This is a genomic window from Streptomyces sp. cmx-4-9 (assembly GCF_046548835.1).
Lineage (GTDB): Bacteria > Actinomycetota > Actinomycetes > Streptomycetales > Streptomycetaceae > Streptomyces.
Window position 1 is genome coordinate 29,983 of the sequence record NZ_JAEBEE010000003.1, and the last position, 15,242, is coordinate 45,224.

17 protein-coding genes are annotated in these 15,242 nt (G+C 74.0%); 8 read left to right on the forward strand and 9 right to left on the reverse strand.

Annotated features, from left to right (window positions below):
- Positions 1–343 precede the first annotated feature (343 nt).
- Positions 344–940: an SCO3374 family protein gene (locus ACLJTM_RS11035; RefSeq protein WP_411103330.1), complete on the forward strand. Its 597-nt coding sequence runs from the start codon at positions 344–346 to the stop codon at positions 938–940.
- On the opposite strand, the gene ACLJTM_RS11040 is transcribed toward ACLJTM_RS11035, so the two are convergent.
- The 7 genes from ACLJTM_RS11040 to ACLJTM_RS11070 form a co-directional block, all read right to left on the reverse strand.
- Positions 919–1,260, reverse strand: coding sequence for a histone-like nucleoid-structuring protein Lsr2 (locus ACLJTM_RS11040; protein ID WP_411103331.1), 342 nt, complete (start codon positions 1,258–1,260; stop codon positions 919–921). The genes ACLJTM_RS11035 and ACLJTM_RS11040 overlap by 22 nt on opposite strands.
- A 164-nt stretch (positions 1,261–1,424) precedes the next feature.
- Positions 1,425–1,955: an amino-acid N-acetyltransferase gene (locus tag ACLJTM_RS11045; protein ID WP_411103332.1), complete on the reverse strand. Its 531-nt coding sequence runs from the start codon at positions 1,953–1,955 to the stop codon at positions 1,425–1,427.
- A gap of 11 nt (positions 1,956–1,966) precedes the next feature.
- Positions 1,967–2,452 (reverse strand): BlaI/MecI/CopY family transcriptional regulator, encoded by a 486-nt coding sequence (locus ACLJTM_RS11050; RefSeq protein ID WP_411103333.1) that lies wholly within the window; start codon positions 2,450–2,452, stop codon positions 1,967–1,969.
- A 388-nt stretch (positions 2,453–2,840) separates the two neighbouring features.
- Positions 2,841–3,008 (reverse strand): hypothetical protein, encoded by a 168-nt coding sequence (locus tag ACLJTM_RS11055; RefSeq protein WP_411103334.1) that lies wholly within the window; start codon positions 3,006–3,008, stop codon positions 2,841–2,843.
- Between the two features lie 4 nt (positions 3,009–3,012).
- Positions 3,013–3,627, reverse strand: coding sequence for a hypothetical protein (locus ACLJTM_RS11060; protein WP_411103335.1), 615 nt, complete (start codon positions 3,625–3,627; stop codon positions 3,013–3,015).
- A gap of 102 nt (positions 3,628–3,729) precedes the next feature.
- The gene (locus ACLJTM_RS11065; RefSeq protein WP_411103336.1) at positions 3,730–3,918 is read right to left on the reverse strand and encodes a DUF397 domain-containing protein; all 189 of its coding nucleotides are present in this window, start codon (positions 3,916–3,918) and stop codon (positions 3,730–3,732) included.
- Between the two features lie 133 nt (positions 3,919–4,051).
- Entirely contained in the window at positions 4,052–5,173 is a 1,122-nt protein-coding gene (locus ACLJTM_RS11070; protein WP_411103337.1) for a threonine aldolase family protein, read from the reverse strand.
- A gap of 141 nt (positions 5,174–5,314) precedes the next feature.
- Between ACLJTM_RS11070 and ACLJTM_RS11075 the strand changes: the two genes are divergently transcribed.
- The 5 genes from ACLJTM_RS11075 to ACLJTM_RS11095 are packed head-to-tail and all read left to right on the forward strand — an operon-like array spanning position 5,315 to position 10,762.
- Positions 5,315–6,232: a Rossmann-like and DUF2520 domain-containing protein gene (locus ACLJTM_RS11075; RefSeq protein ID WP_411103338.1), complete on the forward strand. Its 918-nt coding sequence runs from the start codon at positions 5,315–5,317 to the stop codon at positions 6,230–6,232.
- A complete protein-coding gene (panC, locus tag ACLJTM_RS11080) occupies positions 6,229–7,221 on the forward strand; it encodes a pantoate--beta-alanine ligase (RefSeq protein ID WP_411103339.1) in 993 nt (330 codons plus the stop codon). The genes ACLJTM_RS11075 and panC overlap by 4 nt, the downstream gene beginning before the upstream one ends.
- On the forward strand, positions 7,218–8,969 hold the full coding sequence (locus tag ACLJTM_RS11085; protein ID WP_411103340.1) for an L-aspartate oxidase: 1,752 nt from the start codon (positions 7,218–7,220) through the stop codon (positions 8,967–8,969). The genes panC and ACLJTM_RS11085 overlap by 4 nt, the downstream gene beginning before the upstream one ends.
- A 2-nt stretch (positions 8,970–8,971) precedes the next feature.
- A complete protein-coding gene (gene nadC, locus ACLJTM_RS11090) occupies positions 8,972–9,949 on the forward strand; it encodes a carboxylating nicotinate-nucleotide diphosphorylase (protein ID WP_411103341.1) in 978 nt (325 codons plus the stop codon).
- A gap of 3 nt (positions 9,950–9,952) precedes the next feature.
- Complete coding sequence (locus ACLJTM_RS11095) at positions 9,953–10,762, forward strand: type III pantothenate kinase (RefSeq protein WP_411103342.1); 810 nt, start codon at positions 9,953–9,955, stop codon at positions 10,760–10,762.
- Between the two features lie 98 nt (positions 10,763–10,860).
- On the opposite strand, the gene ACLJTM_RS11100 is transcribed toward ACLJTM_RS11095, so the two are convergent.
- Positions 10,861–11,070 carry a hypothetical protein gene (locus ACLJTM_RS11100; protein ID WP_411103343.1) on the reverse strand — a complete coding sequence of 70 codons (210 nt, stop codon included), beginning with the start codon at positions 11,068–11,070 and terminating at the stop codon, positions 10,861–10,863.
- A gap of 197 nt (positions 11,071–11,267) precedes the next feature.
- On the opposite strand from ACLJTM_RS11100, the gene ACLJTM_RS11105 reads away from it, so the two are divergent.
- Positions 11,268–12,392 carry a DUF5937 family protein gene (locus ACLJTM_RS11105; protein WP_411103344.1) on the forward strand — a complete coding sequence of 375 codons (1,125 nt, stop codon included), beginning with the start codon at positions 11,268–11,270 and terminating at the stop codon, positions 12,390–12,392.
- A gap of 237 nt (positions 12,393–12,629) precedes the next feature.
- Entirely contained in the window at positions 12,630–14,186 is a 1,557-nt protein-coding gene (locus tag ACLJTM_RS11110) for a M28 family metallopeptidase (RefSeq protein ID WP_411103345.1), read from the forward strand.
- 57 nt (positions 14,187–14,243) lie between these two features.
- On the opposite strand, the gene ACLJTM_RS11115 is transcribed toward ACLJTM_RS11110, so the two are convergent.
- Entirely contained in the window at positions 14,244–15,242 is a 999-nt protein-coding gene (locus ACLJTM_RS11115; protein WP_411103346.1) for an SAM-dependent methyltransferase, read from the reverse strand.

Consider the following 15,242-nt stretch of genomic DNA (forward strand, 5'->3'; position numbering starts at 1 on the left):
ACCCCCACGTCGGTGAGGAAAACCGGCCTGAACAGCCGACAACTGCTCCAACCCGATAGTGGGAGACGATGTTCCCGCAGGCCAGGCAGATACCCGTCATGCGTGTACGCCGATGGCGAACGGAACCCCCTCACATCAGCGTGTCACCCCGATCCACTAGGAATGTCTTACCCGCGGACACCGACACTCCATGCCGCAGACCCCGGTCCCCTCCGCTGAGGGCGAACACGACGGCGTCTCGCATTGCAGACACCGGTCGGCCGCGCCCTACGGTGCGCACCGGGACGCGTGCGGTGGGTCACCCTGCCCGTAACCCGGCGGCGGTTCGGCAGTTGCACCCGTCATGGCCGTCGACACCGTCAGCGTCCCTTCGCCCCGCGCCGCGCCCGAGTCGGCCGCGTACGCCTCCTGGTACGAGCGCGTGCTCGGCTGGAACCTCGCGGGCGGGCCGCCTGCGCGGCTCGCCACCGGGACCCGGTTCGACGTCCTGGAGGTGCCCTCCGACGCGGGAGCCGCGGTGCTGCGCCGACGGGTCGGCACGGGACCGGTGGCCCTGACGGGTCGCCGTATGCAGTTCCTGGTGGCCTCGGGGAGCGCAGAGGAGCTGGACGCGCTGCTCGACTGGCTCGAATGGGGCGGGGTGGCCCTCGACCTGACCGCCCTGGGTGCGGGCGGCCGGATCACCGCCCCCGCTCCCCCGGGTGCCGCCCGAGGGGCGAGCCCCCGGGAGGCCGCCGTGTGGCTGCGACCCCCCGAGCAGGGATGTGAGGCGTTCCTGCCGGCCCTGCCCGGTCCTGGGCAGGGCACCGGGCCCGTGCAGGGGCCCGATCTCGTACGACTCGTCGCCGCGGCGGCGACCGAATGCCACCGCGCTCGTCTGCGGCGCACGGCCGGCACGCCGTTGCGGAGTACCGCGGATCAGGCCTTGGCCTTCTCGTAGGCCTCGCGGATCTCGGCCGGGACACGGCCGCGGTCGTTCACGTTATAGCCGTTCTCCTTGGCCCACGCGCGGATCTCGGCGGTGTCCGGGTTACCGGTCGCCGCGGAGGTGCGGCCGCCCTTGGTACGGGCGGAAGTCGCGCGGCCACCGGTACGGCGGCCGCTCTTGGTGAACGGGTCGAGCAGACCGCGGAGCTTTTCAGCGTTGGCGGTGGTGAGGTCGATCTCGTAGGTCTTGCCGTCCAGAGCGAACGTCACCGTCTCGTCCGCCTCGCCGCCGTCGAGGTCGTCGACAAGAAGGACCTGAACCTTCTGTGCCACCGGGATTTCCTTTCATCGAAAAGCAGTACGCGGAAAGGAAACCGCTTTTGCCTGGAAAACACAAACCCTCGGGAGAGGTTCGAGACCGCAACAGGGCGGGAAACGTGCGCGATTCGGACATAGGCCTCAGGCTCGCGCAGTGCCGTAATAGCCGGGGTGATCGATCAGAGGTGCAGAAGCATCCGACTGTTGCCCAAGGTGTTCGGCTTCACTCGTTCGAGACCGAGGAACTCGGCGACGCCCTCGTCATAGGAACGCAGCAGCTCGATGTACACATCGGTCTCGACCGGGGTCTCGCCGATCTCGACGAAGCCGTGCTTGGCGAAGAAGTCCACTTCGAAGGTCAGGCAGAAAACGCGGCTGACCCCCACATCGCGGGCGGTGCGCAACAACTGCTCCAGCAACCGGTGGCCGACTCCGGCGCCCGTCAACTCGCGGTCCACTGCAAGAGTGCGGACTTCGGCGAGGTCTTCCCACATCACATGCAGAGCACCGCAGCCCACCACCTGCCCGTCCACGGCGCGTTCTGCGACCCAGAACTCCTGGATGTCCTCGTAAAGGACGACGGGTGCTTTGTCGAGCAGGATCCGCTGCTGCACGTACTGGTCGAGCAGGCGGCGCAGCGCGGGAACGTCACCGGTGCGGGCACGGCGGATCGTCACTGTTTCTGCATGTGCAGCGGAAAACTCACCCATGGTCCCGGACGCTATCGCCCCGGACGCTCCTGCCGCGCGGCGGACTCCTCTTCGCCCCCGCGTGCCGGGGGTGCCTGGGCCCCGGGCTCGGCGGGCGCCCGTACGGGGTCCTGTACGGGGGCCTCGGGGGCGGAGTCGTCCTGCTGGACGATCCGTACGGCGTCCCGGAGGGCCTCGCGCTGTTCCGCGGACATCATGCCGAAGAAGGCGATGAGAGCGGCCGCGGCGTTGTCGCTCGTCGACCAGGCTTCGTTCATCAGTGCGGCCGAGTAGGCGGCGCGGGTGGAGACCGCCGTATATCGATAGGCCCGGCCTTCGGCTTCCCGGCGGACCCAGCCCTTCTGATGGAGATTGTCCATGACGGTCATCACCGTGGTGTAGGCGATGGACCGTTCCTGCTGGAGGTCTTCCAGCACTTCTCGAACGGTGACCGGGCGGTTCCACTGCCACACCCGTGTCATCACGGCGTCTTCGAGTTCTCCCAGGGGGCGAGGCACAACAGCACGATAGTGCGGTATGTGCGCAATTGCCCGGCCATCGGGGCGGCAACGCGCAGCAAAAAGGGGCGGAAGCCGGTGCGGGCGGGCACGCGGAGGCCGACGGCCGCGCCACGGGCCGGCGGGGCCGGCCGGGGGAGGACCCGCGTCCGGCGGGCCACCGGGCGGTGCGGCGGGCCGCCGGGCCGGTGCGGCGACCGCACGGGTTCCCCGGGCCGGGCCCCGACGAGACCGAAGGGGCCGGTGCGGTGACCGGAGAGGTGTGCCGGGTCGCGGTGTCCGGTGCGGTGCATCGCACGGCGGAGGGCCACGTCTCGTACCGGACGTACGTGCGTGGTCCGACAACGCCGCGAGGCGCCGTGCCGGGCGTCGACGAGACCCGGAGGGGCTAGCTGCGGGGCTGGCGGGCGGCTTCGGCGCGGGCGAGCACGGCGTCGACGGCCGCGTCCTCCTTGGCCTTGTTGGCCCCGCCCTGGGTCTTCACGATCGTCACGACGAGGGCGATGAAGAACGCGGCCATCACGACGGGGGGCACGAGCGCGGAGACGTAGTCCATGCCCTCAGCCTAGCCACCCGGCCGCGCGCCCGGCGGCCGGGGGCGGGGCGGGCCTGCGGCGCGGCGGGAACACCTCGCCCGGGGTCGGGACGGGCCGTTCGGGGCGCGGCTCCTTCTCGGGCGGCTCCCCCGGCTGCGGGGCGGGTCCCGGGGCCGGCCGGGGGTCCTGGCCGCCGCCGGGCAGCGCCAGCAGCCGGGTGCGCGGCGCGGGGGTGGTCGACAGCCGCCGGCGCACGGAGCGCTCGGCGGCGGGCCGGGCGCGCTCCAGGAGGGCGGCCGCGGCCGGGTTGGCGCGCAGCGCACGCAGGGCGGCGAGGTCGTCGGGCACCGGCTCGTACCCGGTGGCGAGGGCGTCCTGGAGGAGTTCCAGGTAGCCGCTGAGGCTGCCGGGCAGGGCGCGCCGGTAGCGGCCCAGGTCCGCCAGGAGGAAGGCTCTGAGCCGGTCGGCCTCCTGGACCGCGTCGTCCACCGACTGCGCGAGGCGCAGGCAGTCCTGGACCTCAGGGGCCGCCAGGGGGGCCGGCGAGGACTGGAGGGCGCGGGCCAGCGAACGCCTGAGCACGTGCAGCTCGGCAGCGCTGAACGCCATGCCGCCGCGGGATCCGTAGGGCGTGGGCATGGGCCGAAGATACGCGCTAATCGGACAAAACCCCCTCAGGGCGGGCGTGCCGGGCGCGCCGGGCCCCGGTCGGGCGAGGACCCGGAAGGGGCGGCCGGCCCGTCAGCCGGCGGCCTTGACCGCCTGCAGGAAGTCGTCCCAGGCCGCCCGGGTCGTCGCGAGGACCAGGTGGGCCGGGTCGGCGCGGTCGGCGACCCGCACCAGGGTGCCGGGGGCAGCGGCGACATAGACGCAGGCGTCGCGGCCTTCACCGCAGAACGAGGACTTCCGCCACACGGGCTGAGCGGTCATGGGGTCTCCTCAGGTCACAGGCACCGCCGGTATCTCCGTGGAGGGACGGTAGCGCCCCGGCGGAGCCGCACCGATGACTTCCGCGGAATTCGGCGATTCACCGCCCTTCACCGCCCTGCACGGCCTGTGTCCGCTACAGCCGGGCCACGAAGGCCGCCGCCGCCTCCCGGACGTCCCCGGCCGTCCAGGCCAGGCCCGGCTCCGTGACCTCCAGCTCGGTCATCGCCAGCCCCGGCGGCCCGTCGGGGGACCAGCGGCGGAACAGGGCGGTGCCGGTCTCCTCCGCGAGCCGCAACCCGGCGTCCGTGAGGCGCTCCGCCTCGTACGGCAGCCACACCTGGAACTGGTGGGTGTGCGGCACCTCGGGGTGGACCCGGAACCAGGGCAGACCCGCCTCGGTGAACGCCTCCTGCAACGCGGCGGCCACCACCCGTGCCTGGGCCACGTACGCCGGGAGCCTCGGCAGCTCCCGCTCCAGGCCGTCGAGCGCCGCCAGCGCCTGCGGGAACTGGCGAAAGATCCGGCCCCCGTAGCGGTGGCGCCACACGCGGGCCTCCTCCACGAAGGAGGCCGGTCCGGCCAGGGCCGCCCCGCTGAGGCCGCCCAGGGACTTGTAGAAGGACACGTAGACCGAGTCGGCCAGCGCGGCGATCTCCGCCAGCGGGCGGCCGAAGTGCACGGTGGACTCCCACAGCCGCGCCCCGTCGAAGTGGACCACCGCGTCCCGCCGGCGTGCGGCGTCGACCAGCTCCGTCAGCTCCTGCCAGGTCGGCAGCAGGAAGCCCGCGTCCCGCAGCGGCAGTTCCAGCATCAGCGTGCCGAAGGGCTCCGGGAGGTCCCGGACCTCGGCCGCCTCCGGCTGGCGGGCCTCGGACGTCGGGTACACCGTCCGCAGGCCGGCGACGACGGGCAGCGCCGCCTCCTCCCAGCGCTCGGGATGGCTCATCGGGTGCAGGGCCACCACCGGGCTGCCGGTGCGCCCCGCCCAGCAGCGCAGGGCGACCTGCTGGGCCATCGTCCCGGACGGGAAGAAGGCCGCGTCCCCGGTGCCGAGCAGGTCCGCGACGCGCCGCTCCAGTGCGGCGACGACCCCGTCGCCGTACACGTCGGCCGCCTGGTCCGTGTCGTACGGGGCCTCGGCGAGCGAGGCCAGCAGCTCCCCGACCGTCGGCTCCAGCAGGCTGCGGGACAGCACCCGCCCGGCTCCGCGCCAGGCCGCCACCAGCCGCTGCGTGTGCTCCGTGTCGTCGCTCATGCCCCGATCATCGCCGACCGCGCCCGGGACCCGGACCGTCCCCGCCCGCGGGCTCGTATGCGTGGCCGGACCGGCCAGGGCCTAGCATGGCTGCGTATCGTCCGGTACCCCCCGCGGACTGGAACGGAAGGCCCTCCCCGCGTGAACACTTCACAGCAGCCGCGCCCTGCCCGGCTCGCCGTCGGCGTCGTCGGAGCCGGCCGGGTCGGCCCGGCCCTGGCCCGCGCCCTCCAGCAGGCCGGGCACCGCCCCGTCGCCGTGTCCGGGGTGTCCGACGCCTCCCTGCGGCGTGCGGCGCGCATGCTGCCCGACGTACCCGTCGTCCCGCCCGCGCAGGTGTTCGAGCATGCCGACCTGGTGCTCCTGACCGTCCCGGACGACGCGCTGCCCTCCCTCGTCGAGGGCCTCGCCGAGACCGGCGCGGTCCGACCCGGCCAGCTCCTCGTGCACACCTCGGGCCGCTACGGGACCGCCGTGCTGGACCCCGCGCGCCGCGCCGGCGCCCTTCCGCTGGCCCTGCACCCCGCGATGACCTTCACCGGCACCGAGGTCGACGTGCAGCGGCTCGGCGGCTGCTCCTTCGGCGTCACCGCCCCCGAAGAACTCAGGCTGGCCGCGGAAGCCCTGGTAATCGAGATGGGCGGGGAGCCCGAGTGGATCGCCGAGGAGGCCCGTCCGCTCTACCACGCGGCCCTGGCCCTCGGCGCGAACCACCTGGTCACACTGGTCGCCCAGTCGATGGAACTGCTGGCCGGGGCCGGGGTCGAACACCCCGACCGGATGCTCGGCCCGCTGCTCGGCGCGGCCCTCGACAACGCCCTGCGCTCCGGGGACGCCGCCCTGACGGGCCCGGTGGCCCGCGGCGACGCCGGGACGGTCGCCGCGCACGTCGCGGAGCTGCGCCGGCACGCGCCCGGCGCGGTCGCCGGATACCTGGCCATGGCCCGCACCACCGCCGACCGGGCCCTCGCGCACGGCCTCCTCAAGCCCGAACTCGCCGAGGACCTGCTCGGCGTACTCGCCGACGGCACGGACCGCAGCGGGGGCGAGGACCGGTGAGCGGGCGCCTCCTGAACACCTCGCGGGAGCTCCTGGAGCTGCCGCGCACCGGCCGGCGGGCCGTGGTGATGACCATGGGCGCACTGCACGAGGGCCACGCCACCCTGGTCCGCACCGCCCGCGAGCAGGTCGGCCCCGGGGGCCAGGTCGTCGTCACCGTCTTCGTCAACCCCCTGCAATTCGGTGCGGGCGAGGACCTGGACCGCTACCCGCGGACCCTCGACGCCGACCTGCGGATCGCCCGGGAGGCGGGCGCCGACGCCGTGTTCGCCCCGGCCGTGGACGAGGTGTACCCGGGCGGCGACCCGCAGGTGCGGATCAGCGCCGGACCCATGGGCGAGCGCCTCGAAGGGGCCACCCGCCCCGGCCACTTCGACGGGATGCTGACCGTCGTCGCCAAGCTGCTCCACCTGACCCGCCCCGACCTGGCCCTGTTCGGGCAGAAGGACGCCCAGCAGCTGGCCCTGATCCGGCGCATGGTGACCGACCTGAACTTCCCCGTCGAGGTGGTCGGCGTACCGACCGTCCGCGAGGAGGACGGGCTGGCCCTGTCCTCCCGCAACCGCTACCTCTCGGCCGGGGAGCGGCGCACCGCGCTGGCCCTGTCCCGCGCCCTGTTCGCCGGACGCGACCGGCTCGCCGCACAGGCGGCCCTGCGCGCCCGCGCCGAGGCCGCCCCGGGCGGCGGCGGGCGGGCGGGCGCGCTGGCCCGGCTCGGGGAGGTCCGCGCCTCGGCCGACGCGCACGCCGTGTCCGCAGCGGGCGCCGGGCTGCCGGACGCCGTACGGGCCGCCGCGCACCACGTGCTCCAGGACGCGGTCCGCCAGGATCCGCCGCTGGTCCTGGACTACCTGGCGCTGGTCGACCCGCAGGACTTCTCCGAAGCCGGCCCCGACTTCACCGGGCGGGCCGTGCTGGCCGTCGCCGCGAAGGTCGGCACGACCCGGCTGATCGACAACATCCCACTGGAATTCGGAGCACACGCGTGAGCACCCCAGGCAGAGGCATCGGGCCGGGCGGCACCGGCATACGGCTGCACGCCCCGGCCCCCGGCTGGTCCCTCGACGCGGACGTCGTGGTCGTCGGTTCGGGCGTCGCGGGCCTGACGGCCGCACTGCGCTGCGCCGCCGCGGGCCGCCGTACGGTCGTGGTCACCAAGGCCCGGCTGGACGACGGCTCGACCCGCTGGGCCCAGGGCGGTATCGCCGCGGCCCTCGGCGAGGGCGACACCCCCGAGCAGCACCGGGACGACACGCTGGTGGCGGGCGCGGGCCTGTGCGACGAGGCCGCCGTACGGCTGCTGGTCACCGAAGGACCGGACGCCGTGCGCCGGCTCATCGCGACCGGGGCGGTCTTCGACACCTCCGCCGCGACCGGGGAGATAGAACTGACCCGCGAGGGCGGCCACCACCGGCGGCGGATCGCGCACGCGGGCGGCGACGCCACGGGCGCCGAGATCTCCCGGGCGCTGGTCGAGGCCGTGCACGCGGCAGGCATCGAGACCGTCGAGAACGCGCTGGTCCTGGACCTGCTCCAGGACGCCGAGGGCCGCACCGCGGGCGTCACCCTGCACGTCATGGGTGAGGGCCAGCACGACGGCGTGGGCGCCGTCCACGCGCCCGCCGTGATCCTCGCGACCGGCGGCATGGGGCAGGTCTTCTCCGCCACCACCAACCCCCCGGTGTCCACCGGCGACGGGGTGGCCCTCGCCCTGCGGGCCGGGGCCGAGGTGTCCGACCTGGAGTTCGTGCAGTTCCACCCGACGGTGCTGTTCCTCGGGGCCGACGCCGAGGGGCAGCAGCCCCTGGTGTCGGAGGCGGTCCGCGGCGAGGGCGCGTACCTGATCGACGCGGACGGGGTCCGCTTCATGACCGGGCAGCACGAGCTCGCCGAGCTGGCGCCGCGCGACATCGTCGCCAAGGGCATCATGCGCCGCATGCAGGAGCAGGGCGCCGCGCACATGTACCTGGACGCCCGGCACTTCGGCGCCGCGATGTGGGAGCAGCGCTTCCCGACCATCCTCGCCGCCTGCCGCGCCCACGGCATCGACCCGGTGACCGAACCGATCCCGGTGGCGCCCGCCGCGCACTACGCGTCCGGCGGCGTACGCACCGACCTGCACGGCCGCACCACCGTCCCGGGGCTGTACGCCTGCGGCGAGGTCGCCTGCACCGGCGTGCACGGCGCGAACCGGCTGGCCTCCAACTCCCTGCTGGAAGGCCTGGTCTTCGCCGAGCGGATCGCCGACGACATCACGGCGCAGGCCCGCACGGGCACCGGCCCGGGCATCCCGGTCCCCGCGACCGGCCCGCTACAGCCCGCCGGGGCCCGGTACGAGGTCCAGCGGATCATGACGGACGGCGCGGGCGTGCTGCGCTCCGCCGCCTCACTGCGCCGGGCCGCCCTGGCCCTCGAAGAGCTGTACGCGACCGCCCTGAACGACCTGGAGGCGCACGGCAAGACGGCCGAGCCGGGCGTGGACACCTGGGAGGCCACCAACCTGCTGTGCGTGGCCCGTGTCCTGGTCGCCGCCGCCGAGCGGCGGGTGGAGACCCGCGGCTGCCACTGGCGCGAGGACCATCCCGACCGCGACGACGCGGCCTGGCGCCGCCACCTCGTCGTCCGGCTGTCGGCGACCGAGCGGCGCGCCCTGGTCGTCACCCCCACCGAATCGGCGGACTTCCCGTCCGTGCGCGTCCCCCTGGACCCCCCGAACCCCCCCAGCCTGGAGAAGTGACCGTGAGCACCCCCGAACTCCCCCTGATCGACCAGTCCGCCGACAACGACGGCGGCTGCGGCGAGGACTGCGCCTGCGGCGACGGCGAGGAGAGCGGCCTCGACCCGGCGCTGGCCCAGCTGCTGGCCGACGCGGGCCTGGACCCGATCGAGGTCGAGGACATCGCGCACATGGCGCTCTCCGAGGACCTGGACGGCGGCGAGGACGTGACCACCGTCGCGACCGTCCCCGAGGACGCCGAGGCGGTCGCCGACTTCGTCGCGCGCGAGGCCGGCGTCGTGGCTGGCCTGCGCATCGCGGAGGCCGTGTTCTCCGTGGTGTGCACCGACACCTTCGAGGTGGAGCGGCACGCGGAGGACGGCGACCGCGTCGAGGCCGGCCAGGTGCTGCTGTCCGTGCGCTCGCGCACCCGCGACCTGCTGACCGCGGAGCGCAGCGCGCTGAACATCATGTGCCGGCTGTCCGGCATCGCGACGGCCACCCGCCGCTGGGCGGACGTCCTGGACGGCACCACGGCCAAGGTCCGCGACACCCGCAAGACCACACCGGGCCTGCGCGCGCTGGAGAAGTACGCGGTCCGCTGCGGCGGCGGGGTCAACCACCGGATGTCGCTGTCGGACGCGGCGCTGGTCAAGGACAACCACGTGGTGGCGGCCGGCGGGGTCGCGCAGGCCTTCAAGGCCGTGCGCGAGGCCTTCCCCGAGGTGCCGATCGAGGTCGAGGTCGACACCCTGGCGCAGGTCGGCGAGGTCCTGGAGGCGGGCGCCGACCTGATCCTGCTGGACAACTTCACGGTGACGCAGACCGCCGAGGCCGTGGCCCTGGTGGACGGCCGCGCCACGCTGGAGTCCTCCGGGCGGCTCACCCTCGACTCCGCCCGCGACTACGCCCTGACCGGGGTGGACTACCTGGCCGTCGGCGCGCTGACGCACTCCTCCCCCATCCTGGACATCGGCCTCGATCTGCGCGAGGCGGTGTAACCGGTGCTCCTCACCATCGACGTGGGCAACACCCACACGGTCCTGGGGCTGTTCGACGGTGACGAGATCGTCGAGCACTGGCGGATCTCCACCGACCCGCGGCGCACCGCCGACGAGATGGCCGTCCTCATGCAGGGCCTGATGGGGATGCACCCGATGCTCGGCAACGAGCTGGGCGACGGGATCCACGGCATCGCGATCTGCTCCACGGTGCCCTCGGTCCTGCACGAGCTGCGCGAGGTCACCCGGCGCTACTACGGGGACGTGCCGGCGGTGCTGGTGGAGCCCGGGATCAAGACGGGTGTGCCGATCCTGATGGACAACCCGAAGGAGGTCGGCGCGGACCGCATCATCAACGCGGTCGCGGCGGTCGAGCTCTACGGGGGTCCGGCGATCGTGGTCGACTTCGGAACGGCGACCACCTTCGACGCCGTGTCCGCGAAGGGCGAGTACGTGGGCGGGGTGATCGCCCCGGGCATCGAGATCTCGATGGAGGCCCTCGGTGTCCGCGGCGCCCAGCTCCGCAAGATCGAGCTGGCCCGGCCGCGCAACGTGATCGGCAAGTCCACGGTCGAGGCGATGCAGTCCGGCGTGGTCTACGGATTCGCGGGCCAGGTCGACGGGGTGGTCACCCGGATGGCCAAGGAGCTGGCCGGCCCGAACGGCGCGCCGGACGCCGTCCGCGTCATCGCCACCGGCGGGCTGGCCCCGATGGTGCTGGGCGAGTCCTCGGTGATCGACGACCACGAGCCGTGGCTGACGCTGATCGGGCTGCGGCTGGTCTACGAACGCAACGCGCCCAAGTTCGGTTAGGCCGCCCCTTTTCGGATCGTGCCGGGGCCCGGCCCGCCCGGCACGACGCCGCACCCCGGGGTGCGAGGGCCGTACGGGCCCGGGCGGCGGCCCCGCAGTCAGCAGGGGCGCGGGCGGGTCAGCCGGCGGCGCAGGGCCGCGCGCCAGGGGTGCCGGGCCGACCGGCCGTCCAGGACGGCCCGGGCCTGTGCGCCGGAGCGGACCGCCCGCGCCACGGCCAGGTCGTCGCGGCCCGGGGGCGGGGGCATCGGGGCGCCCTGGCGGGACGCCCGGTAGGTGTCGACGAGGTACTGCTCGATGGAGGTCATGCGCCCAGCCTCACTCCGTCGGCAGCGCGGGGCGCATCGATTGACGCCACGGGTCAATCGGCCGGCCCGGCCCGCGGAGTACCGGCATTCCCGCGAGCCACGGGCACCGGCCGGCCGGCCCGCGGGTCCCCCGTCCGGCCCCGCCCGGGGTCCGCCCCCGCGGGCCGCGGGGACGGGTGCACCGGCAGAATGGGGCGATGAGCGTCACCATCGACATCGCCGGGCTCCCGGCCGGGCGGATAACCTTCGCGCCCTCGCCGCTGGCCGAGCTCTGCATGGCCCTGCACGCGCTCTCCCAGCCCGCCCACCACCCCGGGCTGGCCTCCTGGACCGCCGCCACCTCCGCCGCGCTCGACCCCTGCCTCGCCGACCGGCTGCTGGAGGGCGACTTCATGTGGCGCAGTTCGTTCTCCGACGTGTTCATGCCCTTCGCAGGGCTCCCGGGCGGCACGGGACGGCCCGCCGCGACCCTGGCCGGGGAACTCGACGTACTGGACCGGCTCGACGACGAACTGTTCGTGACGGCCGCCCTGGAGCACTGCTGGCTCAACCGGTACAACGAAGGCGGCATGCCCTCGCCGCTGACGGATCCGGGGGCCCGGGCCAAGGCCCTGGAGACGGCCGCCGCCCGCGGCCCGCGCCGGCTGGAGTTCTCCCTGCGGCTCCTCGACGACCCGGTCGGGGTCCGCGGCTGGATGCGCCGGCTCCTGGAGGACTGCGACGAGGCCTTCTTCGGGGCGATGTGGAAGCGGATCGAGCCCGGACAGAGCGCCGACGCCCGGCACAAGACCGAGGTGCTGCGGCACAAGGGGCTGGCGGCCGCCCTGAAGGAGACCTCCTCGGCGCTCGGCGTCGACGAGGCGCTGACGACGATCACCGTGGACAAGATGGTCCACGGCACGGCCACCGCCACCGATCCGCGGCTGGGGCCCGGCCTGGTGTTCATACCGACCTACTTCGGCTGGCCGCACCTGCTCGTGCTGCACGCGCCGGGCTGGCGGCCGGTGGTCCACTACCCCCTCGGCTCCCCCCAACTGACCTCCGCACCCGGCTCGGTGGAACTCCTCCAGCGGCGGATGGAGGCACTGGCGCACCCGATGCGGATGACGCTGTGCCGGAGCCTGGCCCGGGCCCCGTACACGACGGGCGAGCTGGCGGCCGTACACGGCATCACCGCGCCGGAGGTGTCCCGGCACCTGGCGGCGCTGAAGAAGGCGGGCCTGCTGCACACCCGGCGCCAAGGGCGCTATGTGCAGCACCAGTTGGATCTGCCCGCGGTCGCGCGGCTGGGCTCCGACCTCATAGAGGGACTGCTCCGCTAGGCCGTCTCCTGCCGATCGTGTCGGGGCCCGGCCCGCCCGGCACGGCACCAGGCGGTCATCCGGTGGGGTGAATGGCCGGTTCTCGACGGCGCGTATTCACCGATATGCGGAATTCATCAACCGGAAACAGCGAAAAGTCTGGTCAGACGGACCCGTTGCTGTCTAACGTGCGTCCACCGCTCCCCCCACGTACCGCGCACCGCATCCCGCTCGCCGTTTTGTCGTGGAAGGATCTTCATGCCCTCACGTCGTATAGCCGCTGCAACGGCCGCCCTGGCCACCGCGGCCCTCGTCTCCCCGCTGCTCTTCGCCGGGCCCGCCGGTGCGGCCGGCAGCCCGCAGAGCGACGCCGCCCGGGGTGACGCACTGGCCGCGAAACTGGTCAGGGAAGCGACCGGCAAGGGCGCCTACAACCACCTGAAGGTCCTGCAGTCGCTCGCGGACTACAACAAGGGCACGCGCGTGGCCGGTTCCAAGGGCCACGTGCAGTCCGCCCAGTACGTCGAGGCGGTGCTGCGCGGGGCCGGCTACGAGGTCAGCCGCAACGAGTTCGACTTCGTGTACGTCGAGACGATCGCCGAGAAGCTCACGGTGAACGGCGCGGCCGAGCGCGAGGTCCCGATCCACCTCATGACCTACACCGCGAGCGGACCGGAGGAGGGCGTCACCGCACAGCTCGCGGTCGCCCCGGTCGACGCGGACGGCACCAACGGCTGCGAGCCGGGCGACTTCGCCGCCGGCGCCTTCACCGGCAGGATCGCGCTCGTCAAGCGCGGCGGCTGCACCTTCGCGGTCAAGCAGCAGAACGCGGCGGCGGCCGGAGCGGTCGGCGCGGTCATCTACAACAACACCCCCGGCGCCCTCAACGGCACCCTGGGCGACCCGGCCGCGGGCAAGGTCCCGACCGGCGGCGTGAGCCAGGAGGAGGGCGAGCGGCTCGCCGCCGACGCGGCCGCCGGCCCGGTGGAGGTCACCCTCGACCTCCGCGAACTGCGGGAGAACCGCAAGACCTTCAACGTCGTCGCCGAGACGCGCGGCGGTGACGAAGACAACACCGTCTTCCTCGGCGCGCACCTCGACTCGGTCGCGGCCGGCCCCGGGATCAACGACAACGGCTCCGGCTCGGCCGGCATCCTCCAGGTCGCCCAGCGCCTCGCGAGCAGCCAGACGAAGATCAAGAACAAGGTCAAGTTCGCCTGGTGGTCGGCGGAGGAGTTCGGCCTGCTCGGCTCCGAGGCGTACGTCGCCGGGCTGACGGAGGACGAGAAGAAGAAGATCAAGCTCTACCTGAACTTCGACATGATCGCCTCGCCGAACGCCGCGTACTTCGTCTACGACGGCGACGACTCGGACGCCGCCGGCTCCGGTCCGGGCCCCGAGGGCTCCGCGCAGATCGAGCGGGGCATCACCGGCTTCCTCGACTCGAAGAAGATCCCGCACGAGGGCACCGACTTCTCCGGCCGCTCGGACTACGGCCCGTTCATCGCGGTGGGCATCCCCTCCGGCGGCACCTTCACCGGAGCCGAGGGCATCAAGACCGAGGCCCAGGCCGCGAAGTTCGGCGGCCAGGCCGGCGTCGCGTACGACGTGAACTACCACGCCGCCGGCGACGACATCACCAACATCGACCAGAAGGCGCTCGACATCAACGTCGACGTCATCGCGGACGCGGTCGGCCACTACGCGTACGACCTGGCCCCGCTGTCCAAGCCGGTCGTCTCGCAGCCGACCACCCCGGGCACGGGCAGTGGCGGCGGCCTGCACGAGGGCCACGGCGACCAGCTGACGCAGTAACCGCACCGGGCGGGGCGGGGCCGGCTCCTCGGGGAGCCGGCCCCGCCGGCGTGTGCGTCAGGCTTCCGGCGGCCCGTCCGCCGGACGCGGCGGCGGCCACGGTCCGGTGCCGACCGGCTGGACCAGCCAGCCGAAGCCGCCCAGGCCGGCGCGTGCCGTGAGCTCCGCCGCCTCGCCCGCCGCCGCCAGGGCCCGGACGTAGCCCGCCGGGTCCGTCGAGGCCAGGGCCAGCGGCGGCCGGGCGCCCGAGACACCGAGGGCGTCCAGGGCCTCGCGCTGGCTGAGCAGGACCGCGCCCGGTCCCGCGCAGGAGTCGAGAGCCACGTGGGCCGTGACATCGCAGCTGCCGTCCGGCAGCGGCGGCACCTCCCGGCCCGCGCGGAAGCCCGTCATGGTCCCGTACGGGGGCCGCGCCTCCCGGGTGTGCGCGTAGTCCACCGCCACCGCCAGGCCCCGGTCCACGGTCGCCACGGCCGCCGCCCAGGCCTCGTCGCGCGTCCGGCCGATCTCGGCCCGGCCCGGCCCGGGCCACCACCGCCGCACCCAGGACCGGTCCGCCTCGTCGAGAGGGCCGCCGGGGCTCTCGGTACCGTCCGGCGCCACCAGGACGTAGCGCCCGTCCTCGGCGACCTCCAGCGGGACGTTGTCCAGCCATTCGTTCGCGAACAGCAGCCCGGTCGTCCCCGCGGGGGGCTCGGCGACCCACTGGATCCGCGGATCGAGGCCCGCGGGCCGCGCCGCCCGCTCCACGGCGTACGGCCGCACCCGCGCGGCGGTCTGCGGCGCCAGCGCGGCGAGCACCGCCGTCACCAGCTCGCCCCGCCCCGCGCCGAGGTCGACCAGGTCCAGCCGGCCGGGGCGCCCCAGTTCGGCGTCCACCCACAGCAGGAGCCGGGCCACCGCCCCCGCGAACAGCGGGGAGGCGTGGACGGAGGTGCGGAAGTGCCCCGCGGGGCCCGGGCCGGGCCGTACGTAGAAACCGTCCGGTCCGTACAGCGCGGTGTCCATCGCCCTGCGCCACCGAACCGGAGCAAAGCGTTCATCATGGCTGCTCAT

What these genes read in the sequence shown, in the direction of transcription:
- ACLJTM_RS11110 (WP_411103345.1), top strand. Translation starts at nt 12,630, where the DNA reads ATGCCCTCACGTCGTATAGCCGCTGCAACGGCCGCCCTGGCCACCGCG.
- ACLJTM_RS11060 (WP_411103335.1), bottom strand. Translation starts at nt 3,627, where the DNA reads ATGCCCACGCCCTACGGATCCCGCGGCGGCATGGCGTTCAGCGCTGCC.
- ACLJTM_RS11070 (WP_411103337.1), bottom strand. Translation starts at nt 5,173, where the DNA reads ATGAGCGACGACACGGAGCACACGCAGCGGCTGGTGGCGGCCTGGCGC.
- ACLJTM_RS11035 (WP_411103330.1), top strand. Translation starts at nt 344, where the DNA reads ATGGCCGTCGACACCGTCAGCGTCCCTTCGCCCCGCGCCGCGCCCGAG.
- ACLJTM_RS11115 (WP_411103346.1), bottom strand. Translation starts at nt 15,242, where the DNA reads ATGAGCAGCCATGATGAACGCTTTGCTCCGGTTCGGTGGCGCAGGGCG.
- ACLJTM_RS11045 (WP_411103332.1), bottom strand. Translation starts at nt 1,955, where the DNA reads ATGGGTGAGTTTTCCGCTGCACATGCAGAAACAGTGACGATCCGCCGT.
- ACLJTM_RS11055 (WP_411103334.1), bottom strand. Translation starts at nt 3,008, where the DNA reads ATGGACTACGTCTCCGCGCTCGTGCCCCCCGTCGTGATGGCCGCGTTC.
- ACLJTM_RS11105 (WP_411103344.1), top strand. Translation starts at nt 11,268, where the DNA reads ATGAGCGTCACCATCGACATCGCCGGGCTCCCGGCCGGGCGGATAACC.
- ACLJTM_RS11100 (WP_411103343.1), bottom strand. Translation starts at nt 11,070, where the DNA reads ATGACCTCCATCGAGCAGTACCTCGTCGACACCTACCGGGCGTCCCGC.
- ACLJTM_RS11065 (WP_411103336.1), bottom strand. Translation starts at nt 3,918, where the DNA reads ATGACCGCTCAGCCCGTGTGGCGGAAGTCCTCGTTCTGCGGTGAAGGC.